This window comes from Pseudonocardia sp. NPDC049154 (assembly GCF_040648315.1).
Taxonomy (GTDB): domain Bacteria; phylum Actinomycetota; class Actinomycetes; order Mycobacteriales; family Pseudonocardiaceae; genus Pseudonocardia.
The window spans coordinates 20,671-40,622 of the sequence record NZ_JBEZDN010000072.1 but is presented as its reverse complement, the minus strand read 5'-3'; the positions used below and the strand labels follow the sequence as shown (position 1 = coordinate 40,622).

Sequence of the window (19,952 nt, the reverse complement as noted above, 5' to 3'; positions counted from 1 at the left end):
GCTCGGCCCGGACCTCCTCCGGCAGCTCCGGATCGGCCGCGCGCCAGCGCCGGCCCTCGACCACGATCCAGCGCCCGTCGGCGGTGCGCTCCGGAAGCATGGGCCGAGCCTCCGGCACCCGGCCCGTCCCCGCACGTCGGGCGGCTACACGTCCAGGCCGTCGAGCAGGGCGTAGAAGGGGGCGACGGCGGCGTCGTCGAACGGCACGAACGGGCCGTAGATCGCCCCGGGGGGCGGCTGCCACGCGAGGAGCTCGGCGAGCAGCGGGTCGCGGACAGCGGCGTCGAGGTCGGCGCGCGCGAGGACGACCGGCGGGGCCAGCCCGTCGACCCGGTCGACGATGCGGGTGCGGTCGGCGTTGGCCGGGGTGGCGGCCCAGACGTCCTCGAGCACCATCGTGGCCCGGACGGTGCCGTCGAGGACCGCGTCGATCTGGGCCTGCCACGGCGGGGTGAGCACGAGCGTGAACTGCTCGGCGAGCCGGCGCCCGTGCCGCGCGGCGAGCAGCGCCGGGGCGAAGTAGCTGGAGGAACAGCTCGCGTTCACGTACCCCAGCGGGGTGCCGACGAGGTCGTCGACCGTCCGGGCCGGGTCGTCCGCGGCGACGACGAGCACGCTGCGCTGCACGGGCAGCCCGGTCCGCGCCGAGGTCGCCATGGCCAGCCCCGCGTAGTACGGGCGGCGCGGAAGCGGTGGTGGTCGGCGGCGGGGATGAAGGCGAGGTCGGCGCGGTGCGCGGCGACCTCGCGGTCGATCGCGACCAGGTCCGACGACGACTCGGCCGTGATCCCCAACCGGGCCAGGACGGCGGCCCAGCCCGGTTCGTGAACCGGCAGGCCCAGGTTGCCGTCGAGGACGAAGGACGTGCCGGCACCGGTGTCCGACCGGGCACGCTCCACAGCGGGGCTCTCACTCACGGCCGTCCTCCTCGACGTCGCACACCGGACCGATCACCGCCGCCACCACTATGGCGTAGATCACAGGGCAGGGTCCACGGCCGGATCGGATCGACGTCGGAGCCGGCGGGCGCACGGTGCCGTGGAAGCGAGCAGGAGGGCGAGCCGGACGCCCGCAACCGCCGCGCCGCCCGCGCCCCGGCTCGCCGAAAGCGCCCGCACCCTCTTCCAGGTCCGCGCCTCCGTCTGGCTCGACGAGGTGCTGCAGGGGTGACCCGCGGTGACTCAGCCCCCGATCGCGGCCGCCCGTTCGCGGGCCCGCAGGTCCTTGCGGAGGATCTTCCCCGAGGCGGACTTCGGGATCGCGTCGAGGAACTCGACCACGCGGACCTTCTTGTACGGGGCGAGCCGCTCCGCGACGAAGGCCATCACGTCGTCGGCGGTCAGCGTGACCCCTTCCTGGACCACGACGAACGCCTTCGGCACCTCCTCGCCCTCCGCGTCGGACACCCCGATCACGGCGGCGTCGGCGATCCCCGGGTGGGTGAGGAGCACGGCCTCGAGCTCCGCGGGCGGCACCTGGTAGCCCTTGTACTTGATCAGCTCCTTGACCCGGTCGACGATCCGGAAGAAGCCGTGCTCGTCGACCGTGGCGACGTCGCCGGTGTGCAGGAAGCCGTCCGCGTCGAGCGTGGCGGCGGTGGCCGAGGGGTTGTTCAGGTAGCCGGACATGACGTTCGGCCCGCGGACCCACAGCTCCCCGCGCTCACCGGGGCCGACCTCCCGGCCGGTCTCCGGGTCGACGAGCTTGCTCTCGACGTTCGGGATCGCGTACCCCACGCCGTTCAGGTCGTCGTCGGGGTGCCGCTCGTCCATCGAATGACTGACGGGGGACAGCTCGGTCATGCCGTAGCCCTGCAGGACGACACAGCCGAGCCGGCGGGCGACCGCGTGCCCGAGCTCGGCGTCGAGCGGGGCGGCACCGGAGAAGATGACGTCCACACAGGACAGGTCGTGCTCGTCGACCAGCGGGTGCTTGGCCAGCGCGACGGCGACGGGCGGGGCGATGTAGAGCCGGTTCAGCCGGTACTCCGCGACCACGCGCAGGAACTCCGCCAAGTCGAAGCGCGGCATCGTGACGACCGTGGCCCGCCGGTGCAGCCCGTGGTTCATCATCACCGTCATGCCGTAGATGTGGAAGAACGGCAGGACGGCGAGGATCCGGGTCGTCTCGTCCGTGGTCCCCAGCGGCGTGAACTGCAGCAGGTTCGCCACGAGGTTGCGGTGGGTGAGCACCACGCCCTTCGCCAGCCCCGTCGTGCCGGACGAGTAGGGGAGCACCGCGGTGTCCGCAGGTCCGACCTCGAGCTCCGGCGGTGTGGCACCACTGGCCAGGAGATCGACCAGCGACGTGCGGCCGTCGACCGGGTCGAGGGTGACGACGGCGTCGTCGGGCAGGCCGGCCTGCGCGGCCGCCGCGGTGGCCCGGTCCAGGAACGGGGAGACCGTGACCAGCATCGTCGCGCCGGAGTCGGCGAGCTGATGGGCGAGCTCGGCGGGGGAGTAGAGCGAGTTCGCGCTGGTCACGATGCCGTTGGCGCGCAACACGCCCTGGAACACCGCGACCCAGGCCGGCGAGTTCGGGGCGAACAGCGCCACGACGTCGCCCTTGCGGAGCCCGCGCTCGTGCAGGGCGGCGGCGATCCGCGTGACCATGCCCGTGAGCTCGTCGAAGGTCACCGCGGAGCCCGTCGCGCCGTCGATCAAGGCGGGGGCGTCGGCCCGGTCGCCGAAGCCGGCGCCGAAGAGGAACTCGGGCAGCGAGACCTCGGGGATCTCGACGTCCGGGTACGGGCTGTGGATGATCACGCCGCCCCCAGCACGCGGTAGATCTCCCGCACGTACCCGGCGCTGCGGTCGGAGCCGATGATGCCCGGCGCCATGCGGTTCATCATGTAGGAGATCGTCAACCGCCGGTCGACGTCCATGATGATCATCGAGCCGCCCCAGCCGCCCCAGAAACAGATCCGCTCGTCGGGGATGTACGGCAGCGTCTCCCGCTGCGGCAGGCCGTAGCCGATGCCCCACCGCAGGGGCACGCCGAGGACGAGGTCGACGCCGTGCGCCTGCTCGTCGAAGATCAGGTCGATGGTCGCCGGGGAGAGCAGGCGGACACCGTCGACCTCGCCGCCGCGGGCGATCGCGGACAACATCCGGGCGACGGATCGAGCATTGCCGTGGCCGTTCGCGCCGCCGATCTCGGCGCGGCGCCAGGCCTCGGTGTTCGCGGTCTCGGCGGCGACCAGCGGGCCGTTCAGCGTCCGCACCGCGGGACTGGTCGGGTCCGCGCCGGAGAGGTCCACGGGCAGGGGTGGTGGGGGGACGACGTCGGCGATCCGGCCCCACGCCTTCTCCGGCGCGCCGATGGTGAAGTCGGCGTCGAGCGGGCCGGCGATCTCCTGCGCGACGAACTCGGTGAGGGTCCGGCCGTCGACGCGCCGGATCAACTCACCGAGCAGGTGCCCGTAGTTGAGTGCGTGGTAGCCCGACGCCGCGCCCGGCTCCCACCACGGTGCCTGTGCGGCCATCCGCGCGGCGGCCCGCTCGGCGTCGTACATGTCCTCGACCGTCGCGGGCTGCGCGAGCCCGGAGACACCGGAGGTGTGCGCGAGCAGGTGCCGGACCTGCACGTCCTGCTTGCCGGCCGCGGCGAAGTCCGGCCAGTACCGCGCGACCGGGGCGTACACGTCGAGCTGCCCGCGGTCGACCAGCATCAGCGTGGCCAGCGCGGTGACGGTCTTGGTGGTCGACCAGACGTTGACGATCGTGTGCTCGTCCCACGCCGTGGTGCGGGCCTGGTCGCGGTACCCGCCCCAGAGGTCGACGACGCGGTCGCCGTCGAGGTCCACGACCATCGACGCGCCCAGCTCCTCGCCGCTGTCGAGATGGGCCTGCAGCTGTCCGCGCAGCGGGTCGAAACGGTCCTCGCAGGTGCCCTGGAGCTCGGCCATGATCGGTGCTCTCCTCGTCGAGTGCGGATCGTGCGGGGGTCAGGGGGTGGGGACGCGGGCCGCCCCGTGCAGCAGGGCGGTGACCGCGACCTCGACCTTGGCGGCGTCGGGCGGGTCCCCGGTGAGCAGGTCGGCGTAGATGAAGGACTCGGCGATCCGCACCACCAGGTAGGCGAGGTCGCCGAGCCGCATCGAGGTACGCAGGTGTCCGCGGCCGCACTCCTCGGCGAGCAGGCGCTCGACCGCGCCGACGACGTGCTGCTGCAGCGGGCTGGCCTTCGTCGTGATGAGCCGCAGCGCACGCTCGGTGTCGCGCTGCAGGAAGGAGCGGTAGTACGGCGCGTCGATCAGGGCCTGCGAGAAGTCCCGCAGGATCCGCCCGATCCGCTCGGGCCCGGAACCCGGTGCGGCGGCCGCCGCGTCGCGCAGGGTGGGGTCGGCGAGCGAGGTCAGCACCGCGACGAGCAGCTGGTCGCGGTTGCCGACCCAGCGGAACAGCGTGGTGCGGTCGACGCCGAGCCGGGCGGCGATCCGCTGCAGATCGATGCGCTCGCCGGCCATGAAGGCCCGGCGGGCGAGCCGGACCGCCTCCCGGGCGTCCGACCGCACCGCGGTCCGGCTGTGATCGGCGACACCCACCGGTGCAGCATATGGGCAGGATGTTGCAGCGAACAAGGAGAACGTTGCAGGACGACGGATCAGTCGTCGTCGTCATCGTCGTCGCGCTGCAGCCCGCCCGCGGCGACCTCGGACCGGGTCACGATCTCGACCTTCCCGAACGCGCCCCGCGCGTGGACGTCGAGGGGCCGCACGGTGGCGGTGCCCGCCGTCGCGCAGGCTGCGCTGCAGTCCGTGCTGCCGAAGATCATGACCCTGGAGGTGGCGATCCGGACGCCGTCGGGCACCACGACGGTCGTGCGCCCGAACAGGGTGCCCACCTCGACGTCCGTGGCCCCGTCCGGGACCTGCACGACCGTGCGGCCGAAGATCGTGGTGCCGTCGTCGGCCGTGACGACCGCACCCAGGCCGACGACCGCGGCGCCGAGCAGGAGCAGTAAGCCGAGGGGCTTGCCGACCCGGTCGGCCACACCCTTCCCGGCCTCGCGACGAGCGGGCCGGGCCGGCTCGACCGGCACCGCGTCCGCGTCCGGCGGCAGGTCCTCGGTCAGGCGGGCGAGGTCCTCGCGCGTGCGGGCGGCCCAGCACTCCTCGAGGCGGTCGGAGAGCTCGTCGAGCGTGAGCCGCCCCTCGACGTGGGCGCTGCGGAGCCGGATCTCGACCTCGCCGCGCTCGACGTCCCCCACCCGGATCCCGGGCCTGTCGTCCCCCATGCACCCCATCCTGCCCGAGCGCGGGACGGGGGAGCCGGGATCAGTTGCGGGTCGGCGGTCCGCCCGGGCGACCACCGGGCGGGGCTCCGCCGCCGGGCCCGCCGACGCTCGGCGTGGTGGTCGTGTCGACGTTCACGGCGAGGGAGACGGTGTAGCCGGCCGACACGTCGCCGGTGACGGTCGCGAGCTGGGTGGCGCCGCCGTCGTCGCCGAAGACGGTGTCGCCGTCCAGGCCGACCCGCGAGAGGGTGGTGACGGACCGCTCGTAGCCGGGCTGCGCGTAGACCTGCTCGCACATCGCCTGGGGCAGCGCGACCTGCGAGGTGGCGATCGCGTTGCCCGCGTCGGTGATGCTCGCCCGGTCGGGACGGACCTCGAAGTGGATGTGCGGCCAGCGCCCGGAGTAGCAGGCCGGGACGATGCTCGTGAACCGCACCAGGCCGGCGGTGTCGGCGATCTGGACGCCGCGCAGGTAGTTCTCGTTCTCCAGCCCCTCGGAGTAGAGGGAGTAGCCGCCGCCGCGGTCGCAGTGCCACACGTACACCGCGGCGCCCGTGAACGGGACGCCGCCGCCGGCGATGTCGGTGAGGGACAGCTCGAGGGTCATCGGGACGCCCTCGGCGACGCCGCTCGCCGTGCCGAGGCTCGGGCGGATGTCGCTGCGCACGATGCCGCTCTCGCTCAGCACGTTCGGTCCGTCGGAGCCGTCGCCGGGATAGGGGCCGGCGATCTCGTCGGGGATCTCGACGGAGCCGGTGGCGCCGGCGCTCGTGGTGGCGCCAACGGTCGTCGCGGTGCCGGCGCCGCAGGCCGCCGCACCGAGCGCCACCGCACCGAGGCCGACGGCGCGCAGCATCCGCCGCCGGCCCATCAGGGTGCCCAGGTCGAAGCCGAGGCCCTGGTCCTGGACCTCCTCGTCGGGCCGGGGCAGCGGCCGGCCCTCGTACCGGGGCGTCTCGCGGGCGGACGGGCGTGTCACGGGTCCTCCTGGTCGTTCGGGATGACGCAACGGTACGAACCCGACCCGGGTGACGACCCGGAGGAACCTGTCCTTTCGCTGTGCGGAGGTCAGGGCATGCTCGGGCGGGTCGACGGCGGGACGATCGTCGCCCCGAGCTGCAGCAGCCGCTGGAGGTCCTGCGCGGTCCGCCAGATCTGCTCGACGCGCCCGTCGGCGATCCGGAACACGAAGGTCGCCGCGAACACCTGCTCGACCCCGGCGGCGGGCACGCCCAGGAACTCGTCCTGCTCGCAGTGGTTGGTCGCGCGGACGACCACCCGGTCGCCCTCGGCGATCACGTCCTCGACGGCCCAGTGCTGCCGGATCCGCCCGAACGACGCGACCAGCGCGCGGATGCCGTCGGGCCCCGGCGGAAGGCCGGGCGGGCCGCCGGCCATCGACCAGGTGGGCGACGCGGTGCGGCAGAGCTCCTCGACGTCGCCCGCGGAGATCAGGTCGAGCCAGTGCACGGCGAGCTCCTTCGGCGTGGCCGGTGCGGCTGGGGCCGGGGCCGGGGCTGTGGTGGTCATGTCGGGTCCTCTCTCGCGTCGGATGACGGGGAGAGCGTGGCCCGGCGGCCCCGTGACGCTCATCGGTGGGCGCTGCCCATATCGGCGGCGTACCGCTGCCCACAGCGGGCCGACCGACCACCGATCGTCGCGACCGATGGGCCCGAACGGGCGCCCGATCGGCGGTGATGATGTGATCTGCTGGTTCCGCGGACCGCGATGGACCGCGACACTGCACAGAAACACGACGGAAGGGGTGCCAGGTGGCCGACGGCGACGCCGATCTGCCGAAGTCGATCCAGGGTGAGCAGCTGGAGGAGCCGGGGATCGTCCGGGCCTCGGACGAGGACGTCGACCTCTACGTCGACCGCGTCTCCGACGAGGTCCTGGCGTGCCGGGAACGCGGCCGCCACCTGTTCCCCACGATCCGGCAGGCGGGGATCCACTTCACCGAGGTGGACGACGAGGGGTTGTTCGTCCGACGCCTCACCTGCACGTGCTGCCTGCTCGCCGTCAAGGTGGAGAGGTGGGAGGGCGTGCGGCAGCGGGGTCGGACCCGGTTCTACCGGGTGGCCTCCAACCTCGAGTACCGGACCGGTCCGGACGGGCAGACCTACCTCGCGGAGACCGGTCGCGGCCGCATGACACCGCGCCAGATCGGCGACTCGGTGGCCTCGAAGGCGCTGGCGGGCCAGACCCTCACCTCGCTGCGCAAGGCGGCGAAGGAGGCCGCGAAGGAGGCCGCCAAGGAGGCCGCCAAGGAGGCCGGCGGCCCGGCAGGGCGGAAGCGCGCCGCCCGGGCCACGACCGAGGCGGGCTGATCGATGGGCATCAGGGAGATCCGGTACTGCGACCTCACGGGCTCCGAACAGGACGTCGAGTCGCACGAGCTGAACATCGACCAGATGCGGGTGCAGATCGACCTGGCGGCCCCGGAGTACCGCAAGCTGCTGGGGCTGCTGCAGCCCTACATCGAGGCCGGCCGGGTCGACGCGTCGATCCCGGACCTGCGGTCGGCCACGAAGCGCGGCGGGAGCGGCCAGGTCAGCACGAGCACCGGGCTCACCGCCGAGGAGCGCGAGCAGCTGCGGCAGTGGGCCGAGGACAAGGGGATCGAGGTCCCGTCCAACAACCGGTTCAAGCGGTCGCTGGTCGAGCAGTGGCGAGAGGAGCGGGCGGCGGAGCAACCGGCCTGACCGGGTCGGCGGCCCCGGTCGTGTGGCTGCGTGATGCTCGAGGGCATGCAGCCGGGGCCGCACCGCACCGGGCGGTGTCCCGCGACCGTGGCCGCCGGACACCGCCCGACGGCGATCGTCAGGTCCGGGCGGGGGTGGACGCCTCCGTCGACTCGCCCAGGTCGATGGTGGCGGTCTCGCGCAGGGCGAGGATGCAGGCGATCGTGACCACGCACCCGGCCGCGATGATGATCGAGACCGTGGTCGTGCCGCCGCCCCCGGCGAGGACCGAGGCGAACACGACGGGCGCGACGCCCGCGCCGATCCCCGCGATCTGGTAGCCGAGCGAGGCGCCGGTGTAGCGGGCCCGCGTGGAGAACAGCTCCGTGTACAGCGCGGCGAGCGGGCCGTACATGCACGCGTGCACCACACCCTGCCCGACGACGACGGCGACCGCGAGCAGGAACGTCGAGCCGCTGTCGATCAGCGGGAACAGCAGGAACGCCCAGACGGCCATGGCGACCGCGCCGGCGAGGACCAGCGGGCGGCGGCCGAAGCGGTCCGACAGCGCGGAGAACCCGATGATGCCGGCGATCGCGGCGACCGACGAGACGGTGAGCGCGTTGAGCACGGTCTGCCGGGGGAAGCCGGCCTGGACGGCGTAGGAGATGACGAAGGTCGTCAGCGTGCCCTGCGCGACGAAGGCGCCGAAGCCGACACCGATCGACAGGAGCAGGTTGCGCGGGTGGTTGCGCAGCACGTCGAGCAGCGGCGGCGCGGCGGGCTTCGTGCGGGCGGCCTCGGCGAACACCGGCGTCTCGGTGACCCGTGCCCGGACGAACAGGCCGACGGCGAGCAGCACGACGCTGAGCAGGAACGGGATCCGCCAGCCCCAGGTGAGGAAGGCCTGCTCGCCGGTCGCGCCGGCCGACACCGCCAGGACCAGGGTGGACAGCACCATGCCGCTGGGCGCGCCGGCGTTGGTGAAGCTCGCCCACAGCCCGCGCCGCGAGGTGGCGTGCTCGGCGGACATGAGCACCGCGCCGCCCCACTCGCCACCGACCGCGACGCCCTGGACCACGCGCAGCAGCACGAGCAGGACCGGAGCCCAGGCGCCGATCTGCGCCGACGTGGGTAGCAGGCCGATGAGGGTGCTGCCCACGCCCATCAGCGTCATGCTCAGCACGAGCATCCGCTTGCGGCCCAGGCGGTCGCCGAAGTGTCCGAACAGGATCCCGCCGAGCGGCCGGGCGAAGTACCCGGTGGCCAGCGTGCCGAAGCTGGCGACCGTCCCGACCAGCGGGTCGAGGTTCGCGAAGAAGACCTTGTTGAACACGACGGCCGAGGCCGTGGCGTAGAGCAGGAAGTCGTAGTACTCGATCACGCTGCCGAGGTAGCTCGACAGCACGGCCCGGCGCAGCTGGCTGCGCGGGTGCGGCTGCGGGTGCGTCATTGCTGTGCCCTGTCTGCTGGATGACCGGCCCGGGATCCGGGCGCGTCGATGGGCGCCGATAGTAAGGAGCTTGATACCCGAGGTCAATGGCTGACCGGTCTCAGGTTTCCGAATACTCTCGCGGCATGACCCAGTCAGCGGCCCGTCCGGCCGGCCGGCGCGGCCAGCGCCTGACCTACCTGGTGAAACGGCTCGAGATGGCCGAGCGCGCGCGGATGGAGGAGGTGCTGCGGCCGCTCGGGGTCACGCTGCACCAGTACACCGCGCTGAGCATCCTCGAGGCCCGCGAGGGGCTGTCGTCGGCCCAGCTGGCGCGCCGGCACGTCGTCACGCCGCAGGCGATGCACCAGCTGATCGCGACCATGGAGCGCGACCGGCTCATCGAGCGGCGCCCGGACGAGGCGAACCGGCGGATCCTGCGGGCGTGGCTGACGGGGCACGGCGTACAGGTGCTGAAGGAGTGCCACCGGGCGGTCGACGACGTCGAGGAGCGGATGCTCTCCACGCTCACCCCCGAGGAGGCCCTGGCCTTCGGCAGTGCGCTCGAGCGGTGCCTGGAGTCGCTGACCGTCCCGCCGGGAGGTGACGTCGTCCCGTCCCCTTGACTCGATATCAAGCTCCTTGCTATTACTTCGGTGTCAAGGAGCTTGAGCACAAGTGGGCTCCATGGTCCCGATCGACCCGGCCGCACCAACGGTGGTGGACTCATGAACCCGACACTCGTCGCCGGCCCCAACGCGGGCCTGGGGACCTGGCCCGCGCGGCGGGCCCGGATCACCCCGGACCGCGTGGCGCTGAGCGACCCGCAGCGCTCGCTCACCTACGCCGGGCTCGCGGACCGCGTGGCCCGCTACGCCGGGGCGCTGCGCCGGCTCGGCGTGGGCCCGGGGGACCGGGTCGCCTACGCGGGGGTGAACGCCGTCGAGGTGTTCGAGACCTTCTTCGCGACGTGGCTGCTCGGGGCGATCGCGGTCCCGCTCAACCACCGCCTCTCCGGGCCCGAGATCCGGTTCATGCTGGAGGACTCGGGGGCGTCCGTCCTGGTGCACAGCGCCGACACGGACGCGCTGGTCGCCTCCGCGATCGGCGCGCGCCCGGCCGCGCTGCGCCACGTCGTCGCGGTGCACGGCGGCGCCGACCGCCTCGACTACGAGGCCGAGATCGCCGCCGGTCCGGAGCTCGCGGCCGAGCCCGCGGTCTCCCTCGACGACCCGGCGTTGATCCTCTACACGTCCGGGACGACGGGCCGGCCGAAGGGCGCCGTGCTGACCCACGGCAACCTGACCTGGAACACCGTCAACTTCCTCGCCCACGTCGACGTGCTGAGCACCGACCGGGCGCTGTGCATCGCCCCACTGTTCCACTGCGTCGGGCTCGGGCAGGTCACGCTGCCCACGCTGTTCAAGGGCGGCAGCGTGGAGGTGCTGCCCAAGGCCGATCCCGGGCTGGTCCTGGAGCGGATCTCCACCGGCCGGATCACCGGTTTCTCGGCGGTGCCGACGATGCTGCAGATGATGTGCGAGCACCCCGGCTGGGCGGCCGCCGACCTGGGCTCGCTGACCCTCGTGCAGTACGGCGGGTCGCCGGTGCAGGAACGCGTGGCGCGGGCCTGGCTGGACCGCGGGGTGCGGCTGATCCAGGGCTACGGCATGACCGAGGCGGCGCCGGGGGTCTACATGAGCACCCACGAGGGCACCGCCGCGCACCCGACGGCGGTCGGCGTGCCGCACTTCTTCACCGACGTCGCCCAGCTGCGCGACGGGCGTCCCGAGCTGCCCGGCGGGGAGCCGGCGGAGCTGGTGGTGCGCGGGCCGCACGTGTTCGCGGGGTACTGGAACCTGCCCGCGGAGACGGAGAACAGCCTGGTCGACGGCCAGTGGTTCCGGACCGGCGACGTGCTGCGGGTCGAGGCGGACGGGTGGGCGCACGTCGTCGACCGCGTCAAGGACATGTACATCTCGGGCGGGGAGAACGTCTATCCCGCCGAGGTGGAGGCCGTCGCGGTGCAGCTCCCCGCGGTGGCCGAGTGCGCCGTGGTCGGGGTGGCCGACCCGCGGTGGGGCGAGGTCGGCGTGGCCTACGTCCAGGTGCGCGAGGGGGCGGCCCTCACCGAGACCGAGCTGCGGGCCCACCTGGAGTCCGGGCTGGCCCGGTACAAGGTGCCCCGGTACGTCGAGTTCGTGGCGGAGCTGCCGCGCAACGCCACCGGCAAGATCCGCCGGGTGGACCTGCGCCGGCGCGCGGCGGACGAGCATCCGATCGAACGGGTCGCGGCGGGGTCGCGGCCGGAGGGAGCGTCATGACCAACGCCGCAGAGCCGGCCGGGCGGCCCGGCACCGCGCCGGGCGAGGGGATCGAGGCCCTGTTGCCGAAGTCGTTGCAGGTCGAGCGGCACGGGGACGTCGCCGTGCTCCGGCTGACCCGGGCGGCCAAGCGCAACGCGCTCGACGACCCGACCGTGCTGGGCATCGAGACCTTCTTCAGCGCGCCGCCCGCCGGGGTGAAGGCCGTGGTGCTCGACGCCGAGGGCGACCACTTCTGCGCCGGTCTGGACCTGTCCGAGCTGACCGAGCGGGACGCGTTCGAGGGCCTCGAGCACTCGATGATGTGGCACCGCGCGTTCGAGCGGATGGAGCGCGGCAGGCTCCCGGTCGTCGCCGTCCTCAAGGGCGCGGTGATCGGCGGCGGGCTGGAGCTGGCGTCGGCCACGCACCTGCGGGTGGCCGAGTCGACCGCGTTCTACGCCCTGCCCGAGGGGCAGCACGGGCTGTTCGTCGGCGGCGGCGGGTCGGTGCGGGTGCCGCGGCTCATCGGGGCGCACCGGATGGCGGACATGATGCTCACCGGCCGGGTCCTCGACGCCGAGGAGGGCCAGGCGCTCGGGCTGTCGCACTACCTCGTCGGGCCGGGGGAGGGGCTCGCCACGGCGGTCGAGCTGGCGCAGAAGATCGCGAAGAACTCCCCGGTCACGAACTTCGCGGTGCTGCAGGCGCTGCCGCGGATCGCCGAGGCGAACCCGGCCGAGGGCTACCTGATGGAGTCGATGATGGCCGCGCTGGCGGGCAGCAGCGAGCAGGCGCAGGAGCGGATGCGCGCCTTCCTGGCGGGCCGCGGCGGACGGGTCCGCCGATGACCGGGCCCGACTCCCCGGACCTGCTGCGCCCCGTCGCCGACGACGTCCGGGAGACCACTGAGATCGGCCGCTTCCTGGCGTGGCTGGAGAGGGACCGCGGGCTGGCGTTCGAGGACTACACGTCGTTGCACCGCTGGTCGGTCGACGACCCGGAGGCCTTCTGGTCCGCGGTCGCCGGGTTCTTCGGCGTCCGGTTCGCCACGCCGCCGGAGCGGGTCCTCGGCCGGCGGGAGATGCCGGGGGCCGAGTGGTTCCCGGGCGCGACCCTCAACTACGCCGAGCACGCCGTCGGCCTGCTCGACACCGGCGCCGACGACGGCGAGGTGGCGGTCCTCGCGTACTCGCAGACCCGCGACCGGCAGGAGCTGACCTGGGGCGGGCTGCGCGCGCAGGTCGCCCGCGCCCGCGCCGGGCTGGAACGGCTCGGCGTCGGGCGGGGCGATCGCGTGGTCGCCTACCTGCCGAACATCCCGGAGACGCTCGTCGCGTTCCTGGCCACCGCGAGCATCGGGGCGGTGTGGGCGAGCTGCGCCCCCGAGTTCGGCGCCCGCAGCGTGATCGACCGGTTCGGGCAGATCGAGCCCACCGTGCTGCTCACGGTGTCGGGGTACGGCTACGGCGACAAGGCGATCGACCGCCGCGCGCAGGTGGCGGAGATCCGGGCCGGGCTGGCGACGGTCGAGCACGTCGTGCACGTCCCCTACGGCCCCGACGACCTGCCCGGCGCCCTCGCCTGGGCGGACCTGCTGGCCGAGCCCGGCGACCTCGCGTTCGACCCGGTCCCCTTCGCGCACCCGCTGTACGTGCTGTTCTCCTCGGGGACCACCGGCAAGCCCAAGGCGATCGTGCACTCGCACGGCGGGATCCTGCTGGAGCACCTGAAGAACCACGGGCTGAGCTGGGACCTCCGCGCGGGCGACCGGATCCTCTGGTTCTCCACCACCGCGTGGATGATGTGGAACGCGCTGGTCTCGTCGCTGCTGGTGCGCGCGTCGATCGTGATGATCGACGGGAACCCGCTGTTCCCGGACATCCGCTGGCAGTGGCGGCTCGCGGCCGAGACCGGGGCCACGCTGATGGGCGCGAGCCCCGGCTACCTGATGGCCTGCCGCGCCGAGGGCGTGCGGCCCGCGCGAGAGTTCGACCTGTCGCGGGTGCGGCAGATCGGGGCGGCCGGCAGCCCGCTGCCGCCCGAGGGCTACCGCTGGGTGGCGGACGAGTTCGGGCCGGACGTGCTGCTCAACGTCGGCAGCGGCGGCACGGACGTCTGCTCCGGGATCGTGCAGGGCAGCCCGCTGCAGCCGGTCTGGGTCGGCGAGATCTCCGGGCCCTGCCTCGGCGTCGACGCGCAGGCCTTCGACGAGAAGGGTGAGCCGGTCGTCGGCGAGCTGGGTGAGCTGGTGATCACGACCCCGATGCCGTCGATGCCGATCGGTTTCTGGGGCGACGCGGACGGCACCCGTTACCGAGGCACCTACTTCGACCGGTACCCGGGCGTGTGGCGGCACGGGGACTGGGTGCGCTTCTCGCCGTGGGGCGGCGCGGTGATCGCCGGCCGCTCCGACGCCACGCTGAACCGCGGCGGCGTCCGGCTGGGCACCGCCGAGTTCTACCGGGTGGTCGAGGAGCTGCCCGAGGTCGTCGACAGCCTGGTCGTGCACCTCGAGGACCCGGCCGGGGGCAACGGGGAGCTGCAGCTCTACGTCCAGCTGGGCGAGGGCGTCGCGCTCGACGACCCGCTGCGCCGGCGGATCTCCACCGCGCTGCGGACCGAGCTGTCTCCGCGGCACATCCCGGACCGGATCGAGGAGGTGCCGGTGGTGCCGAAGAACCGGACGGGCAAGAAGCTCGAGCTGCCGGCGAAGAAGATCCTGCTCGGCGCCGCGCTCGACGACGTGGCGAGCCGGGACGTGCTCGCCGACCCGACCTCGCTCGACCCGTTCGTCGCGCTGGCCGCCGGGAGCCGGGCGTGAGCGCGGCGGGGGTGGACCGGGTCGCCGTCGTCGGCACCGGGGTGATCGGGATCAGCTGGGCGGCGCACTTCCTGGCCCGCGGGCTCGACGTCGTCGCGACCGACCCGTCGCCGGGTGCCGAGGAGCGGTTGCGGGCGGAGGTGGCGGCGCTCTGGCCGACCCTCGCCCCGGTCGACGGGGCGACGCCCGAGCGGCTGGCGTTCACGGCCGACCCGGCCGAGGCCGTCGCCGACGCGGACTTCGTGCAGGAGAACGGCCCCGAGCGCGAGGACGTCAAGCACGAGCTGTTCGCGGTGCTCGACAAGGCCGCGCGGCCCGACGTCGTGCTGGCGTCGAGCTCGTCGGGGCTGCTGGCCTCGGCGATCGCCCGTGGCTGCCCGGCGCACCCGGAGCGGGTGGTGATCGGGCACCCGTTCAACCCGCCGCACGTGATCCCACTGGTCGAGGTGGTGCCGGGGGAGCGGACCGCCGAGGAGGCGGTGACACGGGCGCTCGCCTTCTACACCGCCGTCGGCAAGAAGCCGATCCGGCTGCGCCAGGAGCTGCCCGGCCACGTGGCGAACCGGCTGCAGGCCGCGCTGTGGCAGGAGGCGTACTCGCTGGTCGAGCGGGGTGTCGCGTCCGTCGCGGACATCGACACCGCGATCTCCCACGGGCCGGGGCTGCGGTGGGCGGTGCTCGGGCCGTTCGCCAACCAGCACCTGTCCGGCGGGCCGGGCGGGATCGCGCACGTCCTGGAGCACCTCGGCCCGCCGACCGAGAGGTGGTGGCGCGACCTGGGGCAGGTCACGCTGACCCCGGAGCTGGTCGCGACCCTCGTCGCCGGCGTCGACGCCGAGCTCGCCGGGACCGACCCGGCCGAGCTGGCCGCCCGCCGGGACGCCGTCCTGCACACCCTGCTCGACGCGAAGGGCCGGACCGAGCTGCCGTGAACGGGCCCTCCGGCCCTCGTCGGGCGGCCGGGTGGGCCGGGACAGTGGCGGGATGACGACGGTCCGGGAGACCCAGCCGGTGCTGACGGGGGCGAGGGTCCGGCTGCGCCCCTGGGCCGCGGACGACGCCGACGCGGTCTTCGCCGCCTGCCAGGACGCCGAGATCCAGCGCTGGACCACGGTGCCGTCGCCCTACACCCGCGACGACGCGGTCGGCTACGTCACGAGGTTCGCCCCGCGGGCCTGGGAGCAGGGCGACGCGGTGTTCGCGATCGTCGACGCCGCGACCGGCGAGCCGGTGGGCAGCATCGGCGCGCACGGGGTCCGCGGCGGGACGGCGAACATCGGGTACTGGGTCGCCGCGGCCGCCCGCGGGCGGGGGCTGGCCCGCGACGCCCTGCGCACGCTCGCGCGCTGGTGCCTGCGGGAGGTCGGGGTCGCCCGGGTCGAGCTGGAGGTCGACCCCGCCAACACGGGGTCGCGGCGGGTCGCGGAGGCCGCCGGCTTCACCGCGGAGGGCACGCTGCGGCGCCGGCTCGTCGTGCGCGGGCGGCGGATCGACGTCGTCATGTACTCCCTGCTGCCCGACGACGGCGCCGCGGCGGCCTTGTGACCCGTCAGGCCGGGACGGCCACGGCGACCCCGGTGCGCCCGCCGTCGACGTCGACGACGGTGCCGTGGGTGAACCACGACTCGTCGGAGGCCAGGTGGACCGCGGCCGCGGCGATCGCGTCGGGGTGGCCGGGCCGGCCGGCGGGGGTGCCGAGCATCAGGGACTCGCCGGGGAACACCTCGTCGGGGCCGAGGTCCGGGGGCCGGATCACGCCGGGGGACACCGCGTTGACGCGCACACCGCGGGGCCCGAACTCGGCGGCCCACGCCCGGGTCAGGGTCTCGAGCGCGCCCTTGGTCGAGGCGTAGAGCGCGCCGCTCGGCACGCCGAGGCGTGCGACCCAGGAGCCGAGGTTGATCACCGCGCCACCACCGGCCTCGATCATCCCGGGCACCACGGCCTGGGTGAGGAAGAAGGCGGCCTTGACGTTCACGCCGTAGACGCGGTCGAACGTGGCCTCGTCGGCCGAGAGCGTGGTGGCGGGCGGGAAGATGCCGGCGTTGTTGACGAGGACGTCGAGCCGGCCGCCGACGCGCTGCGCCGCCTCCGCGGCCAGTGCGTGGGAGGCCGCGGTGCTCCCGTCGAGATCGGCCCGCACGAAGTCGGCACGGCCGCCGCCCTCCTCGGCGGCGGCCACGACCGCCTTGCCGCGCGCCTCGTCGCGGCCGGAGACCACGACGTGGGCGCCCTCGGCGGCGAAGGCCAGGGCGACCGCGCGCCCGATGGTGCCGGTGGAACCGGTGACGAGGGCGGTCCGGCCCTCGAGTCGTCCGTGGGATCGAGTCACGGCGGCGACGCTAGGCCGGGTTTTTTGGACCAGCAAGTCCAGAAATCAGAGGGCGCCGGCCTGGCGCAGGCGGCCGATCTCGTCGGCGACCATCACGATCTCCGCGATCCGGCCGTCCGGCGCGAGGGTGAGGACGTCGACCACGGTCAGGGAGAGGCGCTTCCCGGTCGGGGCGAGCTCCCCGACCGCGGTCGACCACGGGCCGGTGTGGTCGGCGATCAGCCGGAACGCCACGGCGAGCTTGCCCGGCGCCTCCACCACCTCCAGCACCTCGCGCTCGTGCCCGGTGAAGGCCGCGTGCAGCGCGCGGGCGCGGTCCACCATCTCGGCGAGGCCGATCGACGTGCCGTTGACCAGTACGGGATCGGTGTAGAGGGCGGCGAAGTCGGCCTCGGGGTCGGGCCGGGTGTCCGGCGGGACGGCCCAGAGGGCGAGCAGGCGGTCGACGGTCACGGGTCCTCCTCGGATCGGCTGACGAGGAGATGCTGCCCGTCGCGAGAGCCGCGCGGATCGGTAGGAGATGCCCAGTTCGGACGATGGGGCCGCCGAGATCCGCTATCACGATCGGGGGATGGAGCTGCTCGAGCGCGAGCGGGAGCTCGCGGAGCTGGAGGCCGCGCTGGCCGCGGCGGCCGGCGGTGCGGGCGAGGTCGTGTTCGTGCACGGCGAGGCCGGCATCGGCAAGACGAGCGTGGTCCGGGCCTTCCGCCGCCGCCTGGCCGGCCGGGCCCGTGCCTTCCTCGGGGCCTGCGACGACCTGCTCTCGCCGCGCACGCTCGGCCCGCTGCGCGACGCCGCCCCGAAGGGCGGCCCGCTGGCGACGGCCCTGGCCGCGGGCGACCGGGACGCGGTCTACGACGCGGTGCTCGACCTGCTCGGCGCGGACGCGTCGCCGGCGGTGCTGGTCGTCGAGGACGTGCACTGGGCGGACGAGCCCACGCTCGACGTCCTGCGCCACGTCGGGCGGCGGATCGCCGACCTGCCCGCGATGCTCCTGCTGACCTACCGCGACGACGAGCTGGGCCCCGACCACCCGTTGCGCCCGGTCCTCGGGGCCCTGCCCGCCTCGCGGAGGCTCCCGCTGACCGGCCTCTCCCGGGGTGCGGTGGCGACGCTCGCCGGGGGTACGACCGCGACCTCGGCCGCGCTCTACCGGCTGACCGGCGGGAACCCGTTCTTCGTCACCGAAGCCGTCGCGGCGGGGCCGGACGCGGTGCCCGCCACCGTCGTCGACGCGGTGCTGGCCCGGGCCCGGGGGCTGCCGCCGGACGCGGTCGCCGCACTGGAGCAGCTCGCCGTCGTCCCGTCGGGGGCGGGGCTGCCGCTGGCCCGGGCCCTGCTCGGCGACCTGTCGGTGCTCGCCCCCGCCGAGCGCGCCGGGATCCTCGAGGTGCACCCGGGTGCGGTGACCTTCCGGCACGAGCTCGCGCGCCGCGCGGTCGAGGGCTCCCTCCCCGCGACGCGGCGGATGGCCCTGCACGCCGCCGTCCTGCAGGCCCTGCTGACCGACGACGAGCCGGACCTCGCCCGGGTCGTGCACCACGCCGCCGGCGCCGGCGACGACGTCGCGCTGGCCGAGTACGCGCCCCCGGCCGCCCGCCAGGCGGCCGCCGCCGGTGCGCACCGCCAGGCCGCCGCGCTGTACGAGCAGGCCCTGCGCACCGCGCTCCCCGACGCGGAGCGGGCCGCGCTGCTGGAGGACCTGGCCTGGACGCACTTCCACGGCAACGACCGGCCGGGCGCGGTCCGCGCGGGCACCGAGGCGGTGGCGCTGCGCGAGCGGCTCGGCGAGCCCGCCGCGCTCGGGCAGGCGCTGAGCACCCTGGCACTGCAGCAGTGGGCCGCCCTGCAGATCGACGACGGCCTCCGGTCGGTCGAGCGGGCCGTCGCGTCGCTGCGCCCGGGCGGCGACTCGTTCGCGCTGGCCTTCGCCCTGACCTACCGCGCGGTGATCCTGGTGAACCTGGACCGCGAGCGCGAGGGGCTGGAGGCCGCGGACGAGGCGCTCGCCCTGGGCGGGCGGCTCGGCCTGGCCCCGCTGCGACCCACCGGCCTGATCTACCGGGGCCGCGCGCGGTGGCAGCTCGGCGACCCCGGTGGCCGCGAGGACGTGCTGGCCGGGATCGCGCTGGCCGAGGAACTCGGCCGGCTCGACGACGTCGTCATGGGCCACACGAACCTCGCCTCGCTGTTCTGGCGCTACGCCCGGTACGCGGAGCTGGAGGAGGTGCTCGAGGTGAACCGGCGGCAGATCGACGTCACCGAGCACACCACGCACGACCGCGTGGTGCGTTCCTTCGGCGCCCGGCTCACGGCACTGCGCGGGAACTGGGCCGAGGCCGACGCGGAGCTGCGGTGGGGGCTCGACGGCGTCGACGGCGGCGGGATGGTCGCCCGGCAGGCCCTGCCCACGCTGGCCCAGATCGCCGTGCGGCAGGGCAGCGCCGAGGCGCCCGAGCTGCTGGAGACGGCCTGGGCGAACGCCGAGAGCGCCCGCGCCCTGCCCGCGACTGTCGCCACCGCGGTCGCGGAGGCCGAGCAGGCGTGGCTGACCGGGCGGGACTCCCTCGCCGACCACGCGCGCGCCCTGCTCGCGCGGACCGGGGGCCCGGGGCGGGAGCGGGAGCGGGGCGAGCTCCTGCGCTGGCTGCACCGGCTGGGCGACGCGGTCGCCCCCTTCCCCGGATGCCCCGACGAGTACGCTGCCGGGCTGCGCGGCGACTGGCGGGCGGCGGCGGCCGCGTGGGAGCACATCGGAGCCCCGTACGAGCGCGCCCTCGAGCTGACCGGGTCCGGCGAGCCCGGCCCCACCCTCGAGGGCCTTGCGGTGCTCGACGCCCTCGGTGCCCGCCCGGCCGCCGCGCTCGTCCGGGCCCGGCTGCGCGGGATGGGCGTGCACCGGGTCCCGCGCGGACCCCAGCAGGCCACCCGCGAGAACCCGGCCGGCCTCACCGACCGCCAGCTGGAGATCCTCCGGCTGGTCGCCGCCGGGCGGACCAACTCCGAGATCGCGGCGACCCTCGTGCTGTCGGTGCGGACCGTCGACCACCACGTCTCGGCGGTGCTGCAGAAGCTGGGCGTGGCGTCCCGCCGGGACGCGGCGCAGGCGCTGGCCGCCTTGGAGGTGCCGGACTGAGCG

The 19,952-nt window shown here is 74.5% G+C and carries 20 protein-coding genes; 9 read left to right on the top strand and 11 right to left on the bottom strand.

Features of this window, described 5'->3' with window-relative positions; all coding sequences use genetic code 11:
- Positions 1-144: 144 nt before the first annotated feature.
- The 8 genes from AB0B41_RS27855 to AB0B41_RS27820 all read right to left on the bottom strand — a co-directional run bounded on the left by AB0B41_RS27855 (position 145) and on the right by AB0B41_RS27820 (position 6,768).
- Entirely contained in the window at positions 145-627 is a 483-nt protein-coding gene (locus AB0B41_RS27855) for a PhnD/SsuA/transferrin family substrate-binding protein (RefSeq protein WP_358208439.1), read from the bottom strand.
- Positions 543-917, bottom strand: coding sequence for a hypothetical protein (locus AB0B41_RS27850; RefSeq protein WP_358208437.1), 375 nt, complete (start codon positions 915-917; stop codon positions 543-545). The genes AB0B41_RS27855 and AB0B41_RS27850 overlap by 85 nt, the downstream gene beginning before the upstream one ends.
- Positions 918-1,181: 264 nt before the next feature.
- Positions 1,182-2,765 carry an AMP-binding protein gene (locus tag AB0B41_RS27845; protein ID WP_358208435.1) on the bottom strand — a complete coding sequence of 528 codons (1,584 nt, stop codon included), beginning with the start codon at positions 2,763-2,765 and terminating at the stop codon, positions 1,182-1,184.
- Entirely contained in the window at positions 2,762-3,907 is a 1,146-nt protein-coding gene (locus tag AB0B41_RS27840; protein WP_358208433.1) for a serine hydrolase domain-containing protein, read from the bottom strand. The genes AB0B41_RS27845 and AB0B41_RS27840 overlap by 4 nt, the downstream gene beginning before the upstream one ends.
- A gap of 39 nt (positions 3,908-3,946) precedes the next feature.
- A complete protein-coding gene (locus AB0B41_RS27835; protein WP_358208431.1) occupies positions 3,947-4,546 on the bottom strand; it encodes a QsdR family transcriptional regulator in 600 nt (199 codons plus the stop codon).
- Between the two features lie 59 nt (positions 4,547-4,605).
- Positions 4,606-5,238, bottom strand: a complete 633-nt coding sequence (locus AB0B41_RS27830) for a DUF1707 domain-containing protein (RefSeq protein ID WP_358208429.1) — start codon at positions 5,236-5,238, stop codon at positions 4,606-4,608.
- 40 nt (positions 5,239-5,278) lie between these two features.
- Positions 5,279-6,217, bottom strand: coding sequence for an intradiol ring-cleavage dioxygenase (locus AB0B41_RS27825; protein ID WP_358208427.1), 939 nt, complete (start codon positions 6,215-6,217; stop codon positions 5,279-5,281).
- An 89-nt stretch (positions 6,218-6,306) separates the two neighbouring features.
- Positions 6,307-6,768: a nuclear transport factor 2 family protein gene (locus AB0B41_RS27820; RefSeq protein WP_358208425.1), complete on the bottom strand. Its 462-nt coding sequence runs from the start codon at positions 6,766-6,768 to the stop codon at positions 6,307-6,309.
- A gap of 242 nt (positions 6,769-7,010) precedes the next feature.
- Here AB0B41_RS27820 and AB0B41_RS27815 point away from each other — a divergent pair, with 242 nt between their 5' ends.
- Complete coding sequence (locus AB0B41_RS27815; RefSeq protein WP_358208423.1) at positions 7,011-7,568, top strand: hypothetical protein; 558 nt, start codon at positions 7,011-7,013, stop codon at positions 7,566-7,568.
- Between the two features lie 3 nt (positions 7,569-7,571).
- Positions 7,572-7,943, top strand: a complete 372-nt coding sequence (locus AB0B41_RS27810; protein ID WP_358208421.1) for a histone-like nucleoid-structuring protein Lsr2 — start codon at positions 7,572-7,574, stop codon at positions 7,941-7,943.
- A gap of 118 nt (positions 7,944-8,061) precedes the next feature.
- On the opposite strand, the gene AB0B41_RS27805 is transcribed toward AB0B41_RS27810, so the two are convergent.
- Positions 8,062-9,375 carry an MFS transporter gene (locus AB0B41_RS27805; protein ID WP_358208419.1) on the bottom strand — a complete coding sequence of 438 codons (1,314 nt, stop codon included), beginning with the start codon at positions 9,373-9,375 and terminating at the stop codon, positions 8,062-8,064.
- A gap of 125 nt (positions 9,376-9,500) precedes the next feature.
- Between AB0B41_RS27805 and AB0B41_RS27800 the strand changes: the two genes are divergently transcribed.
- From AB0B41_RS27800 to AB0B41_RS27775, 6 genes are all read left to right on the top strand, one after another.
- Positions 9,501-9,980 (top strand): MarR family transcriptional regulator, encoded by a 480-nt coding sequence (locus AB0B41_RS27800; RefSeq protein WP_358208417.1) that lies wholly within the window; start codon positions 9,501-9,503, stop codon positions 9,978-9,980.
- 102 nt (positions 9,981-10,082) lie between these two features.
- Positions 10,083-11,678 (top strand): long-chain fatty acid--CoA ligase, encoded by a 1,596-nt coding sequence (locus AB0B41_RS27795; RefSeq protein WP_358208415.1) that lies wholly within the window; start codon positions 10,083-10,085, stop codon positions 11,676-11,678.
- Positions 11,675-12,508: a crotonase/enoyl-CoA hydratase family protein gene (locus tag AB0B41_RS27790; RefSeq protein ID WP_358208413.1), complete on the top strand. Its 834-nt coding sequence runs from the start codon at positions 11,675-11,677 to the stop codon at positions 12,506-12,508. The genes AB0B41_RS27795 and AB0B41_RS27790 overlap by 4 nt, the downstream gene beginning before the upstream one ends.
- Positions 12,505-14,481 (top strand): acetoacetate--CoA ligase, encoded by a 1,977-nt coding sequence (locus tag AB0B41_RS27785; RefSeq protein WP_358208411.1) that lies wholly within the window; start codon positions 12,505-12,507, stop codon positions 14,479-14,481. The genes AB0B41_RS27790 and AB0B41_RS27785 overlap by 4 nt, the downstream gene beginning before the upstream one ends.
- On the top strand, positions 14,478-15,413 hold the full coding sequence (locus AB0B41_RS27780; RefSeq protein WP_358208409.1) for a 3-hydroxyacyl-CoA dehydrogenase NAD-binding domain-containing protein: 936 nt from the start codon (positions 14,478-14,480) through the stop codon (positions 15,411-15,413). Before AB0B41_RS27785 ends, AB0B41_RS27780 begins: the two co-directional genes overlap by 4 nt.
- Before the next feature lie 52 nt (positions 15,414-15,465).
- On the top strand, positions 15,466-16,026 hold the full coding sequence (locus tag AB0B41_RS27775) for a GNAT family N-acetyltransferase (RefSeq protein WP_358208407.1): 561 nt from the start codon (positions 15,466-15,468) through the stop codon (positions 16,024-16,026).
- Between the two features lie 4 nt (positions 16,027-16,030).
- Here AB0B41_RS27775 and AB0B41_RS27770 read toward each other — a convergent pair whose 3' ends face one another.
- Positions 16,031-16,813, bottom strand: coding sequence for an SDR family oxidoreductase (locus tag AB0B41_RS27770; RefSeq protein ID WP_358208405.1), 783 nt, complete (start codon positions 16,811-16,813; stop codon positions 16,031-16,033).
- Positions 16,814-16,858: 45 nt separating this feature from the next.
- Positions 16,859-17,266, bottom strand: a complete 408-nt coding sequence (locus AB0B41_RS27765; RefSeq protein ID WP_358208403.1) for an ester cyclase — start codon at positions 17,264-17,266, stop codon at positions 16,859-16,861.
- Between the two features lie 118 nt (positions 17,267-17,384).
- On the opposite strand from AB0B41_RS27765, the gene AB0B41_RS27760 reads away from it, so the two are divergent.
- On the top strand, positions 17,385-19,949 hold the full coding sequence (locus AB0B41_RS27760; protein ID WP_358208401.1) for an AAA family ATPase: 2,565 nt from the start codon (positions 17,385-17,387) through the stop codon (positions 19,947-19,949).
- The last annotated feature ends 3 nt before the right edge of the window (positions 19,950-19,952 follow it).

What these genes read in the sequence shown, in the direction of transcription:
- AB0B41_RS27840 (WP_358208433.1), bottom strand. Translation starts at nt 3,907, where the DNA reads ATGGCCGAGCTCCAGGGCACCTGCGAGGACCGTTTCGACCCGCTGCGC.
- AB0B41_RS27830 (WP_358208429.1), bottom strand. Translation starts at nt 5,238, where the DNA reads ATGGGGGACGACAGGCCCGGGATCCGGGTGGGGGACGTCGAGCGCGGC.
- AB0B41_RS27820 (WP_358208425.1), bottom strand. Translation starts at nt 6,768, where the DNA reads ATGACCACCACAGCCCCGGCCCCGGCCCCAGCCGCACCGGCCACGCCG.
- AB0B41_RS27810 (WP_358208421.1), top strand. Translation starts at nt 7,572, where the DNA reads ATGGGCATCAGGGAGATCCGGTACTGCGACCTCACGGGCTCCGAACAG.
- AB0B41_RS27805 (WP_358208419.1), bottom strand. Translation starts at nt 9,375, where the DNA reads ATGACGCACCCGCAGCCGCACCCGCGCAGCCAGCTGCGCCGGGCCGTG.
- AB0B41_RS27800 (WP_358208417.1), top strand. Translation starts at nt 9,501, where the DNA reads ATGACCCAGTCAGCGGCCCGTCCGGCCGGCCGGCGCGGCCAGCGCCTG.
- AB0B41_RS27795 (WP_358208415.1), top strand. Translation starts at nt 10,083, where the DNA reads ATGAACCCGACACTCGTCGCCGGCCCCAACGCGGGCCTGGGGACCTGG.
- AB0B41_RS27790 (WP_358208413.1), top strand. Translation starts at nt 11,675, where the DNA reads ATGACCAACGCCGCAGAGCCGGCCGGGCGGCCCGGCACCGCGCCGGGC.
- AB0B41_RS27785 (WP_358208411.1), top strand. Translation starts at nt 12,505, where the DNA reads ATGACCGGGCCCGACTCCCCGGACCTGCTGCGCCCCGTCGCCGACGAC.
- AB0B41_RS27775 (WP_358208407.1), top strand. Translation starts at nt 15,466, where the DNA reads ATGACGACGGTCCGGGAGACCCAGCCGGTGCTGACGGGGGCGAGGGTC.
- AB0B41_RS27760 (WP_358208401.1), top strand. Translation starts at nt 17,385, where the DNA reads ATGGAGCTGCTCGAGCGCGAGCGGGAGCTCGCGGAGCTGGAGGCCGCG.